Annotated in this window: 8 protein-coding genes; 1 reads left to right on the plus strand and 7 read right to left on the minus strand. The window is 40.3% G+C overall.

Going from position 1 to position 18,967, the window contains the following annotated elements; all coding sequences use genetic code 11:
* Positions 1-329 precede the first annotated feature (329 nt).
* Positions 330-644 (plus strand): thioredoxin, encoded by a 315-nt coding sequence (trxA, locus tag QME03_RS08205; RefSeq protein ID WP_281724046.1) that lies wholly within the window; start codon positions 330-332, stop codon positions 642-644.
* 297 nt (positions 645-941) lie between these two features.
* Here the strand turns inward: trxA and QME03_RS08210 are convergent, their stop codons facing one another.
* From QME03_RS08210 to QME03_RS08240, 7 genes are all read right to left on the minus strand, one after another.
* On the minus strand, positions 942-1,118 hold the full coding sequence (locus QME03_RS08210) for a hypothetical protein (RefSeq protein ID WP_281724047.1): 177 nt from the start codon (positions 1,116-1,118) through the stop codon (positions 942-944).
* Between the two features lie 13 nt (positions 1,119-1,131).
* Positions 1,132-4,851: a hypothetical protein gene (locus tag QME03_RS08215; protein ID WP_281724048.1), complete on the minus strand. Its 3,720-nt coding sequence runs from the start codon at positions 4,849-4,851 to the stop codon at positions 1,132-1,134.
* A gap of 873 nt (positions 4,852-5,724) precedes the next feature.
* On the minus strand, positions 5,725-5,901 hold the full coding sequence (locus tag QME03_RS08220) for a hypothetical protein (RefSeq protein WP_170116102.1): 177 nt from the start codon (positions 5,899-5,901) through the stop codon (positions 5,725-5,727).
* Positions 5,902-5,913: 12 nt separating this feature from the next.
* Positions 5,914-9,681 carry a hypothetical protein gene (locus QME03_RS08225; protein ID WP_281724049.1) on the minus strand — a complete coding sequence of 1,256 codons (3,768 nt, stop codon included), beginning with the start codon at positions 9,679-9,681 and terminating at the stop codon, positions 5,914-5,916.
* A gap of 665 nt (positions 9,682-10,346) precedes the next feature.
* On the minus strand, positions 10,347-10,520 hold the full coding sequence (locus QME03_RS08230; protein ID WP_273113789.1) for a hypothetical protein: 174 nt from the start codon (positions 10,518-10,520) through the stop codon (positions 10,347-10,349).
* A 13-nt stretch (positions 10,521-10,533) separates the two neighbouring features.
* Positions 10,534-14,304, minus strand: a complete 3,771-nt coding sequence (locus QME03_RS08235; protein ID WP_281724050.1) for a hypothetical protein — start codon at positions 14,302-14,304, stop codon at positions 10,534-10,536.
* A gap of 2,784 nt (positions 14,305-17,088) precedes the next feature.
* The gene (locus QME03_RS08240) at positions 17,089-18,711 is read right to left on the minus strand and encodes a fumarate hydratase (protein ID WP_281724051.1); all 1,623 of its coding nucleotides are present in this window, start codon (positions 18,709-18,711) and stop codon (positions 17,089-17,091) included.
* Between the last annotated feature and the right edge of the window lie 256 nt (positions 18,712-18,967).

Genomic DNA, 18,967 nt, shown 5'->3' on the forward strand with positions numbered 1-18,967 from the left:
CTACGTTACAAAGACAGGCAATCTGCTCGACAATAAAACAAAATCTGTTTAGGCTTTAATGACCGATTTGGATTAAACTGACAGCTGCACATGACATTATTGCACATGACATTATTGCACATGGCTGACACGTAACAACACATCGCCTAGAAACTCACTCGCCAACACGTATTGTGTACAATGAGTGCACTTTGCAACACTTAAACCAATTGGAAAGAAAAAGGAATAGACTTAACAAACATTTTATGGCACAGTGTTTGCACTAAAAGAAGATATACAAAACAAACCCAAAAATAGATTAGTAACAAATAAGAAAGGAATACATCATTATGGAAGTAAAAATCACAACAGAAAACTTCGAGAGTTACAAGAATGGCGAATTGCCATTGGTAGTTGACCTATGGGCAACATGGTGCGGACCTTGCAAAATGCTTGGCCCTGTTATCTCGGAACTGGCAGTTGACTACGATGGTAAGATTGTTGTAGGAAAATGCGACGTAGAAGAGAACGACGAAATCGCATCAGAATTTGGAGTACGTAGCATTCCCACCGTCTTGTTCTTCAAAGGCGGACAGCTGGTAGACAAGTTTGTGGGTGCTACCAACAAGGAAACATTGGATGCTAAATTCAAAGCCTTGCTGTAAGCTTTACGCTTTAAGACGAATAATAAAGAAAGTGCAAGAGGCCTAAGCGCATCTTGCACTTTTTTGTGTGCTTATCGCTGCTGAGTTTTGCGTTGCGAGAAGCCCCTTGGCTGCGTTGAGGATGGATACGTGGTTGCGCTGTGCATTGGAACATGGCTGTGGCGCAGACTTCTGCATGATTGTCTTGCACATTGTCTCTTGATAGCGCTGCGCATTGGTACGTGGCTGTTGCAGATTACTACGCGGACAGAAAACAAAAGCGGGTTTGCGACATCCATCGAAAACCCACCTTAATGATTATTCTACACGAGGCAAGGTGTTGCCACCATCTTCATCGGGATATATATCCTCACCAAACGAGTTGTCAGACTTTGCTCCTGGTTCGTCTGACTGCCACGAGCCTGCGGCCAATTGTGTCTCAATAGTAAGTTTCAGCATCAGTACGCGAGGCATTATGTACTTTTTCTTTTTCATTGCTGTATCATTATTAGTTAACAATCATCTTTTTACCATTCACCACATACACGCCTGGTGCGAGATGGATGGTTCGTGTTTCGCCAGCCTTTATTATTGTACGCGTTACGCACTGTCCAGACAAGTTAAACACACTAAGCGGTGCATCTTTGCGCGCTTCGGCTGTTATCAACCCTGCACCAACAGTTACTTTCAGCACAATCTCTTCTTGCACATCTTGTATATCGGTAGGCGTTAGGTTGTCGTCCTCGTCGAAAGTTAGTCCAAACGAGTTGAATCCCTTAGCTAAGAGCGCCTGACCATTGTCCGCATAGTAAACAAAGCGGAATGGGAAGAGGTACAATTTACTCTTTTCCTTCCTAAGATTGGCAGACAGAACAAATCTATTGAGGGAGAAATAGAATATCATGTCGTTTGAAGCTCTATCTATCACATGGCCAGCATAGGTATAACTGCTCTTTATTTGGGTGTAAGGGCCAGCTATATGACACTTAGCTGCATTTCCTGTAACCATTCCTTCAAAAGCATCTGGTGTTTTCTCAATAAGTGCACCAGGTTGGGTGGCTACGAACGACACGTCACCATTACCGTAGGCTTTATCAATATTGATGATATAAGGCGTATTGGCATAGCTCTTACCTTCCTTTCCAAGGACAGCAAGCTTGGCTTTAACTCCATAATCAGCGCCTTCGTGGTTTGCTTTGTCTTTGGCCTTATATGTAAAAGAGTTATCTTGTATCTTACCCATGCGGAACTCACATTGAGTACCAACGGTGTTGGCATGCACGCCCTTATGAGTAACGCTTAGGCCAAAGGGCAACACAAGGGTGGCGTAATCTACACGACCCATGTTTCGCGAGGTTGCCTTACGCGTGTAGCTAGCATAACAATCGTCTTTAAGTTGGATGCTGTATGGCGCAAAGAACGGTTCTTTGTCGATTAACTCAAAGTTGGTTCTACCTTCAAAACCTTTGTTTTCTTTCAATTTCAATGCTGTATGCTGCACACTAGCCAAAGCCTCTGCTGTAACAGGCAGATAGATAATGGCATTACTTGCTAAAAGCATTCGCATGCTATCGAGTTTGTGTACCCTATCTTCTTTGGCATTAGCAGGCAAGATGTTAAACAGCTTTGTATTGTCTACGTAGAGCACATCCTTAAGACTTTTAGGCGCTCCCACGCCATGTTTTTCGGCTATCGATTTATTCATCGCTCCAAGAATTTGGTCAACAGTAAGGTAACCAAACTCGCTTGTTGCGCCCTCTTGATGCATATTGCCATCGTCGTCTTTCTTAGTGGTCTTTATCACAGCACCATACATAATGCCTGGGGTATAGTGACTTTCCTTGTCATTCTTATAATACATAGGTGTTTTATAAACAGGAACCCACTCCACCACGGGGTCGTAGTCTTGAAACTTCAACGTTATCGTAGTGAAATAATAAGCAAAGGCACGGTGCTGTTCACCTTGAGTAGGAGCGATGTTATAGCGTGTTTCGTCGCTAGTGTATAGATACATCGTCTTTGTTTCGTTCGCTTTCAACGTGAGGTTATCAGCAGAGTAATTGCCATATATCTTATTACCTCGTTCATCCTTTATAAAAACAGACTTATAATTATCTATGGTGAAATTCTTTTCAGACAAGTAGGCCGATTCTGGACGTTTAACCTTATTAGACAATTCGGCAGCATTGTTGAATGGGAATGGAATGTTTCCAGCCACATTAACTTCGATTTTATCTTGATAATTATCTGAAGAGGCCACCAAATCTGCATGGGTATATAGATTGTCTGCTACAGCGTTATAGTAATTTGAACCCACAAAATGATATCGCGAGTTTCCGCCTTTAGACAATTTACCATAAGTATTATCTGCAAATTCAGACGTTAAGTTTCTAAACTTGAAGGGCAAACTTACCGAAGTAGAAGAGCCTCTAGGCACTTTATAAACGAAAGCATCACCACCAAGAGTAAAGTTTTTCGCCTCAAAAGTTCGCGAAAGCTCTATGCCTTCGTGTTCGCATACCGCATCTACCGACTTGATGTATGGGTTAAGAGGTTCCATATACAAAGTAATTCGCAACAAGGCTGTGGGATCTGCGGCTTCTCCGTTACCTTCAATCTTAAACTTAACGGCATCGTTGTTAAGACCACTAAGAATGATACTGCTATTTTTGGTGCGATTGCCAATAACATGCGTAGTACCCTGTTTACCATCTGCACTATAGGTAATAATGTTGAATGGAGTTGACTCTTCTTGGCCTTTAGGGGCTGTTTCGTATAATCTTTCCCCGCCATTATGTTGGAAATAAGCAGTTTCTCCTTGTTTCGCGCATAAGAAAAACTTTTCTCCACCATGTGGATTTGATTTCCAAAAATAATAAGTAGTTCCTTCTTTTAGAAGTTTAACAGCTTTATTCTTTTCGGATAATTCAGCTAGGAAGGTATTGTTTTGCTGACGTCTTTTTTCAAGAACCAAGTATTGAGGTTTACCATCAACAATTGTATAAACCTCATCACCAGGAGTGCGATGCCATATTGCGGCATCCCCTTCGGCAACGCCTTTAAGATCTTTTCCCAAATAAACACGTCCTCTATGAAGCATAAAGCCTGGCTTGCGATAGCTACCTTTTTTATAATCGAACTTAGCCTCAACGATACGATATCCGACTGGCATCTGAACATTGCCACTCTCGCCCTGTATATTAGCCGTTGTGGGCGATTCTACATAGTATGTACCAGCACGTAAGGCATACCATTCGTTCCCCTTAGCATCATTACTAATTGCACATTTAATGGTTTTATTACCTTTAGAAGCATCCCAAGTAAGGCCATCTGTGGCTCCCTCTTCAAAAAGTCTGATGTCGGCAGTCATTTCACGAACATCCCATTGGTCGTAACTATACAAGGTGGCTTTATTCTTGGTACGCAATTTTAAATTGCCCACATCAGTTCTACCTAGTGTTATGTTATTGCTAGATAAACTAACAAAATCTTCGTGTTCGATTGTTGGCGTTAGAGGATATTCGAATGTATTGCCAGCAGAGAATGTCAGTTCGACGAGTTCTAAATAAACTCCAGCAGATTTCCACCAACCCCTGTTACCTGAAAAACAAAAATAGAGAATGTTACCCAAGTCGCCTTTACGTGAAATCTCATAAGTGTTCCCAGCGATGTCTTTATTTATAACAACATGCTGGCCTCTGCGGAATTGGGGATCTAGATATTTTCCTTCTGTTTCTTTATTTGGCCTAATGGCAGACCTATCCACTTCTCCAAAATTCCAATTCGTAGCACGCGCAAATGGCAATTTGGGTATACGGTGATTTAAATTCATGGTGTCTGGAGGAGTAAGTCCGTCGTGAATAACGATTTTATAGCTCGTTATTTTATATCCCTTTGGCATAGCTATAGACAAGTAAGTAGGGGCTGTGCCTGAGATAAAAAGAAACTTTTCTTTACCATCTGCAGAACCAACAGGCTTGTAATAAAGAAAGTTACCCGTATGATTTCTCAATACACCATCTTTAGACAGCGTAGGAAAATCAGAACATGTAACGGTGATAGGCAACTGATTGTGCTGCCAGTACGAACCATAACCACCCTCAAAACCAAATTCATTGCTTTGATGAGTGTAAGCAGCAAGAAGATTACCCAGCTGCGGACTGACCGTAGCATTCTGTGCCGACAAAGGCAAGCAGCCCCAACCTATTAAAAGGGCTGCGACTAACATTAACGGATGTTTAATTAACATTCGCAAGTTGTGATACATTTTCATTATTGATACCTTTATTTATTTATGTCATCATGATAACCTCTTAGGCTGTTCTCCATGGTTTGGCCCTGTGTGAGGCATATCAGTATTCGTTTTTACTGTATAAGTGTTTGTTTGCACGCCTTTTAATGCCTTGAATACTGCATTGTTTGCGACATATTCGTTGGCAATCAGCTAGACTTTACTTGCCTTCGAGTAGGCTGTGAACATTTTGAGTATGATGTTTCTCAGGTGTGCCAATGTTATTCATTGTGATATTAGTTGACAATTGCATTCCATCACATTGTCATAACGCGCTGCAAAGGTAGTTAAAAAACACAACAAATAATAAAGTATAAAGAAAATAATTCTTACATTTCCTATTTTTTACATTTAAAATGTCATATATATATTATACAACATGTTTATTTGATAACAATTGTTATCGTTCTTAACAGATAACTAACACACAAATTAGCGACAAAACACTATAATAAAAGCATTTAAAACAAATACAACACCACCAAAACCAAAAAAACTCATGCATAACATCCCTTAGTTATATACAACGAAACAAAAAACATTAAAGATAACTCCACTTCGTATTTATTGAATATAACACACAGTTATTACAATAAAAACGAACACAACATACCAAACATAAACACAACAAGCATATTGCCATACCGCGAACCTATATAAACCAACAAAGAATATATAGCCTACAAATCGCCCGTCGAGCTTTTGAGCATTTCAGACACACAGTTATGCGCCAGACAAAGCTCCATAATAAGAACAACAACGAAAAGAAAAAACGAACTTACGACACACATCGTAAGTTCGTCTTTGCACCTATCCTGCATAAGGCAGAACATCTCCACCATCCTCATTAGGATTTATCTGCTCTTCAAAAGAATTATTTGACTTTGCCCCAGGCTCATCCGACTGCCACGAACCTGCTGTAAAATTAGTATCAACAACAAGGCTAAGCATCAGCACGCGAGGCATAATGTACTTCTTCTTTTTCATCGCTGCTTTTATTTAATTTACTATCATCTTCTTTCCATTCACCAAATACACACCTGGCGCAAGATAGAACGTTTGTGGTTTGCCTGCCTTTATCAACGTTCTAACAACGCATTGTCCCGACAGGTTAAACACATCAAGCGGAATATTTTTACTTGCTTCAGCTGTGATATGCCCAGCACCAAGGGTTACTTTCAGCACAACCTCTTCTTGTACGTCTTGTATAGCGGTTGGCGTTACATCATCAACATCGTCGAAGGTAACTCCAAACGAATTGAAACCTTTAGACTGAAGAACCTTGTGATTATCGGCATAGTACACCGAACGGAAGGGATATAGGAATAAATCATCCTTACTAAGATTCTTAAATGCAACAAACCTATTGAGCGAGAAATAGAATACCATCTCGTTTCCACTCTTACTTATCTTACGTCCAGAGTATGTGAAATAACTCTTGAGAGACGTAGTCACATTTGTTATATTACAGCTAACCGCATCGCTAGTAACCAATCCCATCAGTGCTTCAGGCGTTTTCTTTATAAGTGCTCCCTTCTCGCTAGCCACAAAAAACACGTTCGTAGCCCCCTGCGCCGCCAAAACCTTTATAACATAAGGCTGATTAGCCTCGCTCTTGCCAGTATTTAGTTTCTCTAGCTTGGTCATATCACCATAATCAGCACCCTCATGATTGCGTTTATCATTCTTATTATAGACTACCGCCCCATTAGCAATCTTACCGATATAGAACTTCGATTTTTCTTCACCCTTATTCTCGTGTATGCCATCTGCACCAACTGTAAGTCCATAAGGCAACACAAGTGTGGCATAGTCTACCCTACCATGAAATGCTGGAGCTATATTTCGTGTATAGCTAGCATAACATTCGGGGCGCAACTGAATGTCGTAAGGTGCAAAGAAAGGCATTTTATCAACGAGAACAAGATTGTTTCTACCTTCAAAACCAGGCTTTCCTTCGTATTTCAGCGCCGTATTAGGAACACTAGCCAAGGTTTTTGAACGATAAGGCAAGTATATCAACGCATTACTTGCCAGTAACCCACGCAAACTATCGAGCTTATGCACCAAATCTTGAGTTTGACTCACGGGCAAGATGTCAAACAACTTTGAACCATCAATGTAAAGCACTTCTTTGAGAGACTTAGGCCCATTTACGCCACCGTCTTTACGTATAGTATCCTCCAGCGCTTCAATAATTTGATTAAGCGAAAGGAAACCAAACTCACTAGTTGCACCCTCTTGAGGTTTGTTACCATCAACACCCGACTCAATGGTTTGAATCTCAGCGCCAAACATTTTATCATCCAGATGACGCTTATGCGCATCATCTTTATCATACATAGGCTTATTATAAAGTGGCACCCACTTAATCCTAGCCGTATAACTAGCGAACTCAAGCTTTATAGTGGTTTGATAATAAGCAAAACTTCTGTGCTGTTCCCCCTTTGTTGGCGCAATATTATAGCGCGTTTCGTCTGTGGTGTACAGATACATCGTTTTTGTTTCCTTATTTTGTAGCTGCGCGTTGGTTGGCGAGAAATTACCTTTTGCTTTTTTCTTACTAACTTGACCATCGATAATTGTCACCTCTTCACCTTCTGTTTTCGAGTAAACATCTAAGGTAAAAGGCTTTTCAGAAAAATAGGCAGAAGGCTTTAGCTTGTTGGTGTTCGACAGTTCACCAGCATTATTAAATGGGAACGCGATATTTCCAGCAGCGCTAACAGAAATTTTCTTACCATAATCGCAATTTTCCACAAGATCCACATGGTCGTAAAGCCTATCTTGCAGCGTCTTATAATATTCAGACCCCACAAAACTATAACGCGAATGATGAGGAACATGAGGATAGCCATAGGTTTCATCGGCAAATTCAGACTTCAAACTATCGAACGAAAATTGCACTTTTGTTTGATCAGACAAGCCCTTTGGCACCTTATACACAAACTTTTCTCCTCCTAGATTAAAGTCTTGCGCCTCAAAAGTACGTACAACTTTATTATATTTGCCGTTGCACACCACATTCACCGTATTGATATAAGGATTAAGCGCCTCCATGTACAGCGTTATCCTCAACAACGCAGTGGGATTGGCCACATGACTTGTGCCCTCAATTCTAAACTTGATGGCATCGTTATTGTAATCACGAAGCTCAAAACCACCACCAGTTTCATCCGAAACATCCACAGTAGACCTATAATTGCCCTTTTTATCATAAGTAATGAGGCGGAACGGGGTGGAATTATCAACCATCTCAACAGCTTCGACTCTTAGTTGTTGATTTCTTGCTTCTGTAAAATACGCCGTTTCTCCTGGCTTTACGCTTAGCCAAAATTTACTCTCTGTGCCTTCATACCTTTTAATATAGAGGTAGAACGAATTATTATTTTCATCTAACCTAACATGTTTATTGTCGTCTGTTAATTTTGCTCGGGCAATATAACCAGACTCCCACGGCATCTTATACGATAAGTATTTGGGCGCTCCATCAACCAATGTATACAATTCATTGTAAGATGTGCGATGCCATATAGCAGCATTTTCCCTAGCAACGCCCTTGAGTTCGCTATCTAGATAAGTGTTGCCATTACGCAATCTAAAACCACATTTCTTGTATTGATCAGTTTTATAATCGAACTTAACCCCTGTGATGCGATAACCAACAGGCACCCTCACGTTTTTACTTTCTCCTTGAACACGTGCAGATGTTGGCGCTTCAATATAGAAAGTTCCCGAACGCAGAGCATACCATTCGTCGCCTTTTGCATCATTACTTTTCACGCATTTAATTGTTTTGTTACCACGAGTAGCATCCCACGTTTCTCCATCTGTTGCCCCTTCTTCGAAAAGATTGACACTAGCAGTCATCTCCAAACTGTGTTTTTGATCATAACCATAGTATTTTGTACCTCTCTTTTCGAATAATTTCAAATGCCCAACATCTGTTTTACCAAGTGTCATCACATTCTCTGAAAGACTAACATAGTTTTCGTGTTCCACATTTGGTAAAAGTGTACATTCAATCTCTTTGTCTGCAGTAAACCAAATTTGAATACTATCATAAGCAATGCCGGCAGTACTGAGTCTATGAGTATTTCCTGAAAAGCAGAAATAGAGAATATTGCCCATGTCTTCGCCTTTCCGTTCGATGGTGTAAGATTTCTTTTGTGCAGTTCGTGGTATTCTTACATATGCGCCATTACGATAAGTTGGGCGTTGGTAATTGGCAGCTTCACTATTAGGCCTAATATCATTCTTAGCCACTTCGCCAAAATACCAATCGCTATACCTACCATACTTCAAATCTTTTATTCGACCATCCAAAACACTATAGTCTGAAGTTGCATCCAAAGAATCTGAAATAATGATTTTATAACGCGTAATCCTATATCCCTTTGGCAAAGCAAGGGATGTATAATTTGGTGCGGGGCCCACCACTTGTATCATCTTTTCCCGTCCATTCTTGGTATAATACAGCAAGTTACAAGTGTGATTACCCAACACGCCATCTTTCGACAGCGTGGGAAAATCAGAACAAGAATAAGTAATTGGCAACTGCTTGTGCTGCCAAAGCGAGCCATACCCCGACTCAAACCCAACCTCAGAACTCTGATGTGTATAGGCAGAGATAAGGTTTCCGAGTTTAGGACTGATAGTTGCGTTCTGCGCTGCCACAGGTAAGCAGTTCAAAACCACGAATAGGACCGTTAGAAACAATAGCGAATGTTTGCTTAACATCCGCAATCGGCGATACATTTTCATCATTAATTCCTAAATTAAATTATGTCTTCATGATATGCCCTGCGACTGTTTCTCATGGCTTTCGCATGCTTGGCGGCATATCGGATTATTTTTTATGGTGTTTATGTTTGCTTGCACAGCGCTTTGTGCTTATGCTAGCTGTATTGTTTAATTGTCTATACAACAGCAACTCCCTAGGGATTGCTCGTTTTGCGTAGGCTCTATTCTTTTTAGTTTTTATGTTTATTAGGCATGGCGTTGTTGTTCATTGTGATATTAGTTGACAGTACGCATCCTTTTCATTATCTATAACTCTTTGCAAAGATAGTTAAAATATAAGACAAAACACTAACTACATGAACAATATTTTAAACCTACCTATAATTTTACACTTAATTAACTTATAAACCCTGAAATTTCCTCACCAAACTATGCATAATTTATTATCGCAATACTTTACTTCATAACCTAAGACCACCTTCAAAACATCACAACCACGTTAAGTCCCAATAGCGCAAGACGCCACTTTGCACCTATTTCAAGTCGGCATCTTCGCTTCTTGGATGTGTTTGTCGGCTCTCTCCCCCTTACTTGCAATATAAAACCAACCAGTAGCTACTAGAAGAAAAAAGAAAGGCAGGTTTCGACATCCGTCGTAAACCCGCCTTAGTGCTATTACATTAGTGCAATTACATTGGAGGTAAGCTAAAATCAGCATCCTCATCAGCATTAAATTCCTCTTCGAACGAATCGCCAGCCTTTGCTCCTGGCTCATCCGACTGCCACGAACCCGCGGCTAAATGTTTTTCAATAGTTACGTCGAGCGTCAGTACGCGAGGCATTATGTACTTCTTCTTTTTCATCGTTGTATCATATTTAGTTAACAATCATCTTCTTCCCGTTCACCATATACACACCAGGTGCCAGATAGAACGTTCGCGTTTCACCGCCCTTTATCATAGTGCGTGCAACACTTTGTCCCGACAAATTAAATATATTGAGCGGAACATCTTTGCTTGCTTCTGCCGTTATCTGCCCTGCCCCAACAGTTACTTTAAGCACAATTTCTTCTTGTACATCCTGTATATCGGTTGGCATTACGTCTTCAGCATCGTCAAAGGTAAGTCCAAAAGAGTTAAACCCTTTAGACTGAAGCGCCTTATAATTGTCGGCATAATACACAGAGCGGAAGGGATAGAGATATAAAGTATCCGATCTAAGATTCATAAATGCAACAAACCTGTTGAGCGAGAAGTAGAACACCATTTCGTTTCCGTGCTTGCTTATCTTATGTCCTGCATAAGTGTAATAACTCTTGAGAGACGTATTCACATTTCTTATCTTGCAGTTAACCGCATCACTAGCAAGCAAACCAGAGGGTGCGTCAGGCGTTTTCTTAATCAACGCTCCCTTCTCATTGGCTACGAACGATACGTTAGCATCACCGAATCCAGGCAAGATGTTAATGATATACGGTTTATTGGCCTCACTCTTACCAGTATCAAGCTTTTTTAAGTGTGCCGTAATACCATAGTCGCCACCTTCATGGTTATTCTTATCGCCATCTTTATACACCAATGTGTTTTTATATATCGTACCCATACAGAACTGCGAAGCATCGCCAGCATTGTTGATATGCACACCATCATCATTAACAGTCAAGCCATAGGGTAACACCAGCGTGGCATAGTCAACTCGGCCCTTACCTTGCGATGTAACTCGTCGTGTATAGCTAGCGTAACAATCAGAATTTAACTGAATATCGTGGGGTGCGAAGAACGGCATTTTATCGGTGATAACAAGATTATGTTTACATCCAAAGCCTGTTCCATCTGTTGTTTGCAAAGCCGTTTGAGGGACATCGGCCAACACTGCAGCACGATAAGGCAGATATATCAAGGCGTTCTTTGCAAGTTTTGCGCGCAAGCCTTCAAGGATTGGTGGCAACTGCTGGTCGTGCCTAGTGGGTATAATATCAAACAATTTAGATGCATCTACATAAAGCACTTCACTCAAGTCTTTAGGCACATTAGGTCCAGGATGTTGTTTTATCGCTTCCTCTAGCACCTTCACAATTTGGTCGAGCGTGAGGTATCCAAACTCACTAGTAGCACCAAACTGATGTTCCTGTCCTTCAAATCCCGACTCAGTGGTTTGTATCTCTACACCAAACATAGGTTTAGACGCGAAATGCTTATTATCCTTATCTTTATAGAACATCGGATTATTGTAGAGCGGTATCCACTTAACCTTAGCCTCATAATTTTGGAACTTCAGGGTAATTGTAGTGTGGTAATAAGCAAATACCCTGTGTAGTTCTTTCTTTGTAGGCGCAATATTGTACCTTGTTTCATCGGTGGTATATAGGTACATTGTTTTTGTTTGATTACCTTCAAGTTTGGCATTATCTTGCGAATAGTTGCCTTTAATCGTGTGTCCCGCTTCGTCTTTAACGGTCATATTATTATAACCATCATAGGTAAATATATTTTCAGAGAAGTATGCAGAGGGTTTCATTGTACTAGTGTTAGACAAGTCTGCCGCATTATTAAATGGGAAAGGCACATTTCCAGCCTCTAAGGCTATTACCTTCTTTTCATAGGGATAATTGGCAACAATATCGGATTTACCGTAGATATCGTCTCTCACTGTCTTATAGTATTCAGAGCCCACAAAACTAAAGCGCGAATGGTGACGAGAAGCCTGGTCCCAATACGTATTATCTGCATATTTCGACTTGAGTATTTCAAACGAGAATGGTAGTTTGGGATTTTCAGAGAAGCCCACAGGTACCCTATAAATAAACTCTTTACCACCTAAGCGGAAGTCTTTCGCGTGGAAGGTACGTTTCATCTTGACGTTGTATGCACCTGTACACACCACATCCACCGAGTCGATATAGGGGTTAAGTGCCTCCATTTTCACGGTAATGTTCAACAACGCTATTGGGTCAGGATGGCCAGGTAGAGCTTCAATTTGGAATTTAACAGCGTCGTTGTTATAACCATCTAGCGAGATTTCTCCATTAGGAAGCTTATCGTCAACATCTACCACGGTTTTAAATTCCCCTTTTACATCACCAATACTTATGCGGAATGGGTCTGATTGTTGTTTAGTTTCTTGAACAGGCACTGTTTTCATCCTACCCTGACCTTTGTCTGCTTTAAGCCATGCATTATGATTATTTGGCGCGTGAAGCCAATATTTAGTATCGTTGTTAAAACCATTCTTTGCCCATATATAAGGTGTATCTCCTTCAAAAAGATAAGTAGCATGCTTATTCTCTTTAGACAACTCTAGTTTTATATCGTAACCACCACGTGGCTGCTCTCCGTATACCAAATAGTATGGTTCACCATTGATAATGGTATATAGTTCGTCGGTACCTGTTCGATGCCATATTGCCCCTTGATTAGGAGAACTAACTCCTTTCAAGTCTGCATCAAGATAGTTGCCTTTTGACCTATAGGATTTTAGTTTAAAACCAGAAGTTCCATATTCTCCTTTTTTATGTTCGAACTTAACGCCTGTGATGCGATATCCCACAGGCACTTTTACGTCTCCACTTTCACCCTGTACTTTCGCCGTAGTAGGTGCTTCCACAAAATAAGTTCCAGGCTTTAAAGCGTACCACGAATCACCCCGTGTGTCTTTAGAATGGACATACGTAATAATTTTATTACCCCTTGTGCCATCCCAGGTGTTACCATCAGTAGCCCCTTGTTCATAAAGGTTAATGCTGGCAGTTGTTTCCCAAGTTTGACGTTGGTCGTAACTATAAAAAGACTTACCATTTTTTGTGTGTAAGCTCAGTTTACCCACATCGGTTTTACCCAATAAGAATGGATTTTCTGAAAGGCTAACAGGAATGCTATGTTCTACAGCAGGAATTAGTTTGTTTTCGAACGCATCGTTAGCTGTAAACGAAATTTGAATGGTATCGTAAACAAATCCAGCGAGATTATTATTTTCCATATTACCTGCAAAACAGAAATAAAGAATATTACCCATGTCTGCTCCCTTGCGTTCTATCTTGTAGCTGCGACCTGGTTTACCAGGTAAGATTGTTATTTTTTGTGCTTCACGAAACTTAGGTATACTATAAATACCACCAGTCTCGCTGTTCTCTATAATATCCAATTTATCAACTTCGCCAAAAAACCAAGGCTTTCTACGACCAAATGGCAGGGTGGGCAAAACATCATCCAATATGGCATGGTCTTCATGCTTATTCAACCCATCTCTAATTACGATTTTATAACCTGTAATCTTATATCCCTTAGGTAATGCGATGGAAGAGTAATTTGGCGAAACACCTACAACATGAATCAGCTTATCCTCACCATTTTTTTTATAATATAAAAAGTTACAAGTGTGATTACGCAACACCCCATCTTTAGAAAGCTTAGGATAGTCGGAGCAAGAATAAGTGATTGGCAATTGTTTGTGTTGCCAATACGAGCCATAGCCTGCCTGGAAGCCCACCTCTAGCGCTTGATGGGTATAAGCAGTGATAAGATTACCCGACTGAGGATTGATCAATGCATCCTGTGCAGAGGCAGGAAGGCCACCCCACGCCATAAGTAAGGCAACGAATAACCGTAACGGATATTTGCTTAGCATCCGTAAGTTGTAATACATTTTCATACTAGATACTTTTATTAAGTTATGTCTTCATGATATGCTCTGCGGCTTTTATTTCATGGTCTTTGCCATCTGTACGGCATATCAATTTTATTAATTGAGTGTGTTTACTTGCTTCGGTGTTCTATGGCCGTGCTTAATGTGTTGTTATAAATGGTTCTTACTCTGCCAAGCCATGTATTTTGCATCTCTGATATATTTAGGTTATAATCCCATTAGAAGCTCAATGTTCTGGCGTGGCGATGTTGTTCATTCTGATATTAGTTGACAGCAGCCTTTCGTAATGTTGTCTATAATATAGCGCAAAGTTAGTTAAAATAAATGTAACAAACAACAACTACCTCATAAAATATTATTTTCTATACAGTTTTTTATATTTTAAAGAAAAAGGAAACAAGAAACAAAGCTAAAACATTCTTCGGTTATTCGTAATTTATATTCAAAACATCAACCAAAACGAAGCGAATAAAAACAAGTAAAGCAAGCCACGAGATAATAAGCCAATAAACAAACAAAAACAAATTGCTAATAAGAAGAATCTACATAAATAACACTAAAATACTATTAAACAAGCGTTTACAGAATAGGCATACAAATAAAAATTGCAAAACCCTGAATTAAAGAAGCAAAAGAAGCATACGAAAAACACGAAGAAAGCATAAAGCTAGACACAAAAAGCAAGAAGAACGCGAACTTTTAGTATTATTCACAACTCTTTGTATTAACTATTTAAGAAACGTAAAGCATGAGCTATAAAGACAGAGTTAGGAATACTCTATTTTTCGTATTTATTTAATCTTTTATCTGTTTAAATTCAATTATTAAGAATATACTTTATAAAATTCTTAATAGCTTTTAATAGATTTTCTTGCTATACAACATCTATCAAAATCCAGCGTTAACGAGGAAGCAATACAGAGACCCAGCCCTTACGTTGACCCAAAAACAGGATGAAACACATTAACCACACAAAGAGGTACACCAGGTTAACAAGACATACGTGATACATCTACACCTCTCTGAAGCGATGCACTATTATAGGTAAGGATGGTTTCCACTTACACTAACACACCTATTATAATATATGCGTTAAACCCAAATCGGTAATTAAACCACAATGTTTCCAGAATTCTTGCTTTTGTGTTGTTTCCTAACATCTTATATTATCTTGTCGGTATCTTATATGTCTTTGCACTTTGACGTAGTCAGCTACACCTACGTTACAAAGACAGGCAATCTGCTCGACAATAAAACAAAATCTGTTTAGGCTCTAATGAACTATGAGGGTTAAAAATATCACCCAACCACTATTCACCCCCAATTGGTAATAATAGTGTTTATCACATGTTTTATATTGCAGTCATTGCTTCCTGCTCATCTTTCGTTTGCTTGTTGATATAGTGCCAGACTTATTCTTTTGGCATAATCCACTATAGAATTAAGATTAAGACAGTCAATGCGCTTAACATTACACAAAATCCAAACGACTCTCATCACTGATAGGGGCTTACTGCAAGCTACCTTTACAACCATTGATGGTGGCTCTTTATTTCTACCCGTACTGTATTGAGAAACAAAACCACCCTCTACGCCCACGCGTGTAAAGTTTTCAGCATAGAATTTAACATAAAATTCGACCATTTTAGCCACCAACCTCCCATTCGCTCGCAAATATTCAATTCTCGCGGCCGTTTGTTTTGATAAAAATAGAGCACAACAAGCAAACGTAAACAAAGAGAGATTTCGTTAAATAAACCGTATTTTTTACCACTTTTGGGGCTATTTGCATCAAAAATCAGTGCTAACTCCTACAAAACGCAGTGCTATCTCCTACAAAACGCAGTGCTAACTCCTACAAAACGCAAGGCTAACTCCTACAAAATGCAAAGCTAAATGGTGCAAAACGCAGAACAAAATGCTGCATTTCGCGAATTTAGGAGAGACCCACTACCTAACAAGCACGTACAATCTACAGTCTTTTAGAACAAAAATAACGCCAAAAAACGACTTTTTAGCAGCAAAAAACAAGCTTTAGGACTGAGAAAATTTGCGAGTAAAACACAAAATAGAAAGGTAAAATGATGCAAAATGCAGCTAAGTAACTCAAAATCGATGTAAAAACAAAAGAAGGAAGGTAGAAAATTGGGGCAAAATGCATGGTTTTGACCACCCTTTTTCGCTAGAAGGAGTTGTCCAGAAGCATGTGTTTTGTAAAGTTTTATTACCACATTTAACACAAAGAACAAGAAAACCAATTTGGCAAACCAACCGCCATTCGCTAACAACTGTTTTAACATACCCCATCTAGACATATTACATCTACATTGTGGCGTTGCCTATGTTCTATTAAGCCTTCAACACAAGATCTTCAAGCAGTTAAGCCCACAAAGCAGCCATCTATACCCACTAGGACACGAAAACAAAGATAATTCCAAATTGGTCATTAGACCACAATGTTTCCAGAATTCTTGTTTTTGTGTTGTTTCCTAACATTTTAAATTTTCTTGTCGCCATCTTGTGTGTCTTTGCAACTTGACGTAGGCCGCTACGCCTGTATTACAAAAACAGGCAATCTACTCGACAATAAAACAAAATCTGTTTAGGCTCTAATGCCCGATTTGGGATAATCAAAGAACGCACATCCCTACCACAGACAAATCACGAACTAGCCATAAAACCAGCCTTAGACGTGGAAAAACAAAAAGCGAGACAGCCCATGAGGGCCATCCCGCTTTATAGAAGTGTGCAAAGATGCGTTGAACCACCTTTACACGTAAGACTTCAAAATTATAGTTGAGTGAAGAAATCGTTGCCCTTATCATCAACAAGGATGAAAGCAGGGAAGTTTTCAACCCTAATTTTCCAAACAGCCTCCATACCAATTTCGGGGAATTCCACGCATTCGATGCTCTTAATAGAATTCAACGAAAGGATGGCAGCTGGTCCGCCGATGCTTCCCAGATAGAAGCCACCATGCTTTTTACAAGCATCGGTAACAGCTTGAGTGCGGTTACCCTTAGCAATCATAATCATCGAGCCACCATGATCTTGGAATTCGTCAACATAGGGATCCATACGGTTGGCCGTAGTTGGGCCCATTGAGCCACAAGGCAGCCCCTTTGGCGTTTTTGCAGGACCAGCATAAAGCACGGGGAAATCTTTAAAATATTGTGGCAGATCGCCCGTCTCGTCAAGTCTTGCCTTGAGTTTAGCGTGTGCGATGTCGCGAGCCACGATGATGGTACCGTTTAAGCTTAGACGAGTAGACACTGGATATTTGCTCAACTCCTTAAGAACCTCGGCCATGGGTTTATCCAAATCCACCTTAACAGCGTTGCCTTCGCCAGCATTGCGCATTTCAGCGGGAATTAATTCGCTGGGGTTATCGTCGAGTTTTTCAATCCATATACCATCCTTATTAATCTTAGCCTTGATGTTTCTGTCGGCCGAGCAGCTCACACCCATACCCACGGGACACGAAGCACCATGTCTAGGCAAGCGTACCACGCGGACGTCGTGTGCAAAATACTTACCGCCAAATTGCGCACCCAGTCCAATTTTGTAAGCCTCATCGAGCAAAAGCTTCTCCAATTCCACATCGCGGAAGGCGCGTCCCGTTTCGTCGCCCGTTGTAGGCAGCGAGTCGTAATAGTGAGTAGAAGCCAGTTTTACGGTGAGAAGGTTCTTTTCGCCACTCGTACCACCGATAACAAAAGCGATGTGATAAGGAGGACAAGCAGCCGTTCCCAAGCTTTTCATCTTATCGATGAGGAAAGGAATGAGCGTACCAGGGTTTTGCAACAAAGCCTTTGTTTGCTGATAGAAATATGTTTTATTGGCCGAGCCACCACCTTTTACCACGCAGAGGAAACGATACTCCTTACCTTCGGTGGCTTCGATGTCTATTTGTGCGGGCAAGTTACATTTGGTGTTCACCTCATCATACATATTGAGGGGTGCATTTTGCGAGTACCTCAAGTTCTCTTCAGTGTAAGTTTTGTACACACCTTTAGAGAGCGCCTCCTCATCACAAAAACCCGTCCAAACGTGTTGTCCCTTTTCGCCGTGAATGATGGCCGTTCCGGTGTCTTGGCAGAAAGGTAATTTGCCTTTAGCAGCCACTTCGGCATTGCGCAAGAATGTGAGTGCCACATACTTATCGTTGTCGCTAGCATTGGGGTCGGTAAGTATTTTTGCTACTTGTTCGTTGTGTTCGCGTCTCAAAAGGAAGTTTACATCGCGGAAGGCAGTGTTAGCGAGCATGGTTAAGGCTTCGGGAGAGACTTTCAAAATTTCGTTGCCTTCAAATTCGCTTACCGATATTCCTTCTTTAGAGAGTAGGTAATACTCCGTTTCGTCTTTACCAAGTTGAAACATAGGAGCGTACTTAAATTCGGGTGTTTGTGCCATAATGTTTGTATTTATTGTTTATTAGTTAACGAGTTAACAGGGAAAACTAGGAAAATGAGGATTACTAGATTAACTAGGATTACTAGGATAACTAGATTAACTAGGATAACTAGGATAACTAGATTAACTAGATTAACTAGATTAACTAGGATAACTAGCTTACAAGAAAAACTAGATAAACTATAACAACCTATCTACAGCCTAACAAGTAAACAAGTTGACACGTTAATTACTTAACCTGCCAACTTGTTTGCCT

The organism is Hoylesella shahii, from assembly GCF_937990675.1.
GTDB classification, from domain to species: Bacteria; Bacteroidota; Bacteroidia; order Bacteroidales; family Bacteroidaceae; genus Prevotella; species Prevotella shahii.

Bases quoted from the DNA above. Each gene is read 5' to 3' on its own strand.
- trxA (WP_281724046.1), top strand. From the start codon at position 330: ATGGAAGTAAAAATCACAACAGAAAACTTCGAGAGTTACAAGAATGGC.
- QME03_RS08210 (WP_281724047.1), bottom strand. From the start codon at position 1,118: ATGAAAAAGAAAAAGTACATAATGCCTCGCGTACTGATGCTGAAACTT.
- QME03_RS08215 (WP_281724048.1), bottom strand. From the start codon at position 4,851: ATGTTAGTCGCAGCCCTTTTAATAGGTTGGGGCTGCTTGCCTTTGTCG.
- QME03_RS08220 (WP_170116102.1), bottom strand. From the start codon at position 5,901: ATGAAAAAGAAGAAGTACATTATGCCTCGCGTGCTGATGCTTAGCCTT.
- QME03_RS08225 (WP_281724049.1), bottom strand. From the start codon at position 9,681: ATGATGAAAATGTATCGCCGATTGCGGATGTTAAGCAAACATTCGCTA.
- QME03_RS08230 (WP_273113789.1), bottom strand. From the start codon at position 10,520: ATGAAAAAGAAGAAGTACATAATGCCTCGCGTACTGACGCTCGACGTA.
- QME03_RS08235 (WP_281724050.1), bottom strand. From the start codon at position 14,304: ATGAAAATGTATTACAACTTACGGATGCTAAGCAAATATCCGTTACGG.
- QME03_RS08240 (WP_281724051.1), bottom strand. From the start codon at position 18,711: ATGGCACAAACACCCGAATTTAAGTACGCTCCTATGTTTCAACTTGGT.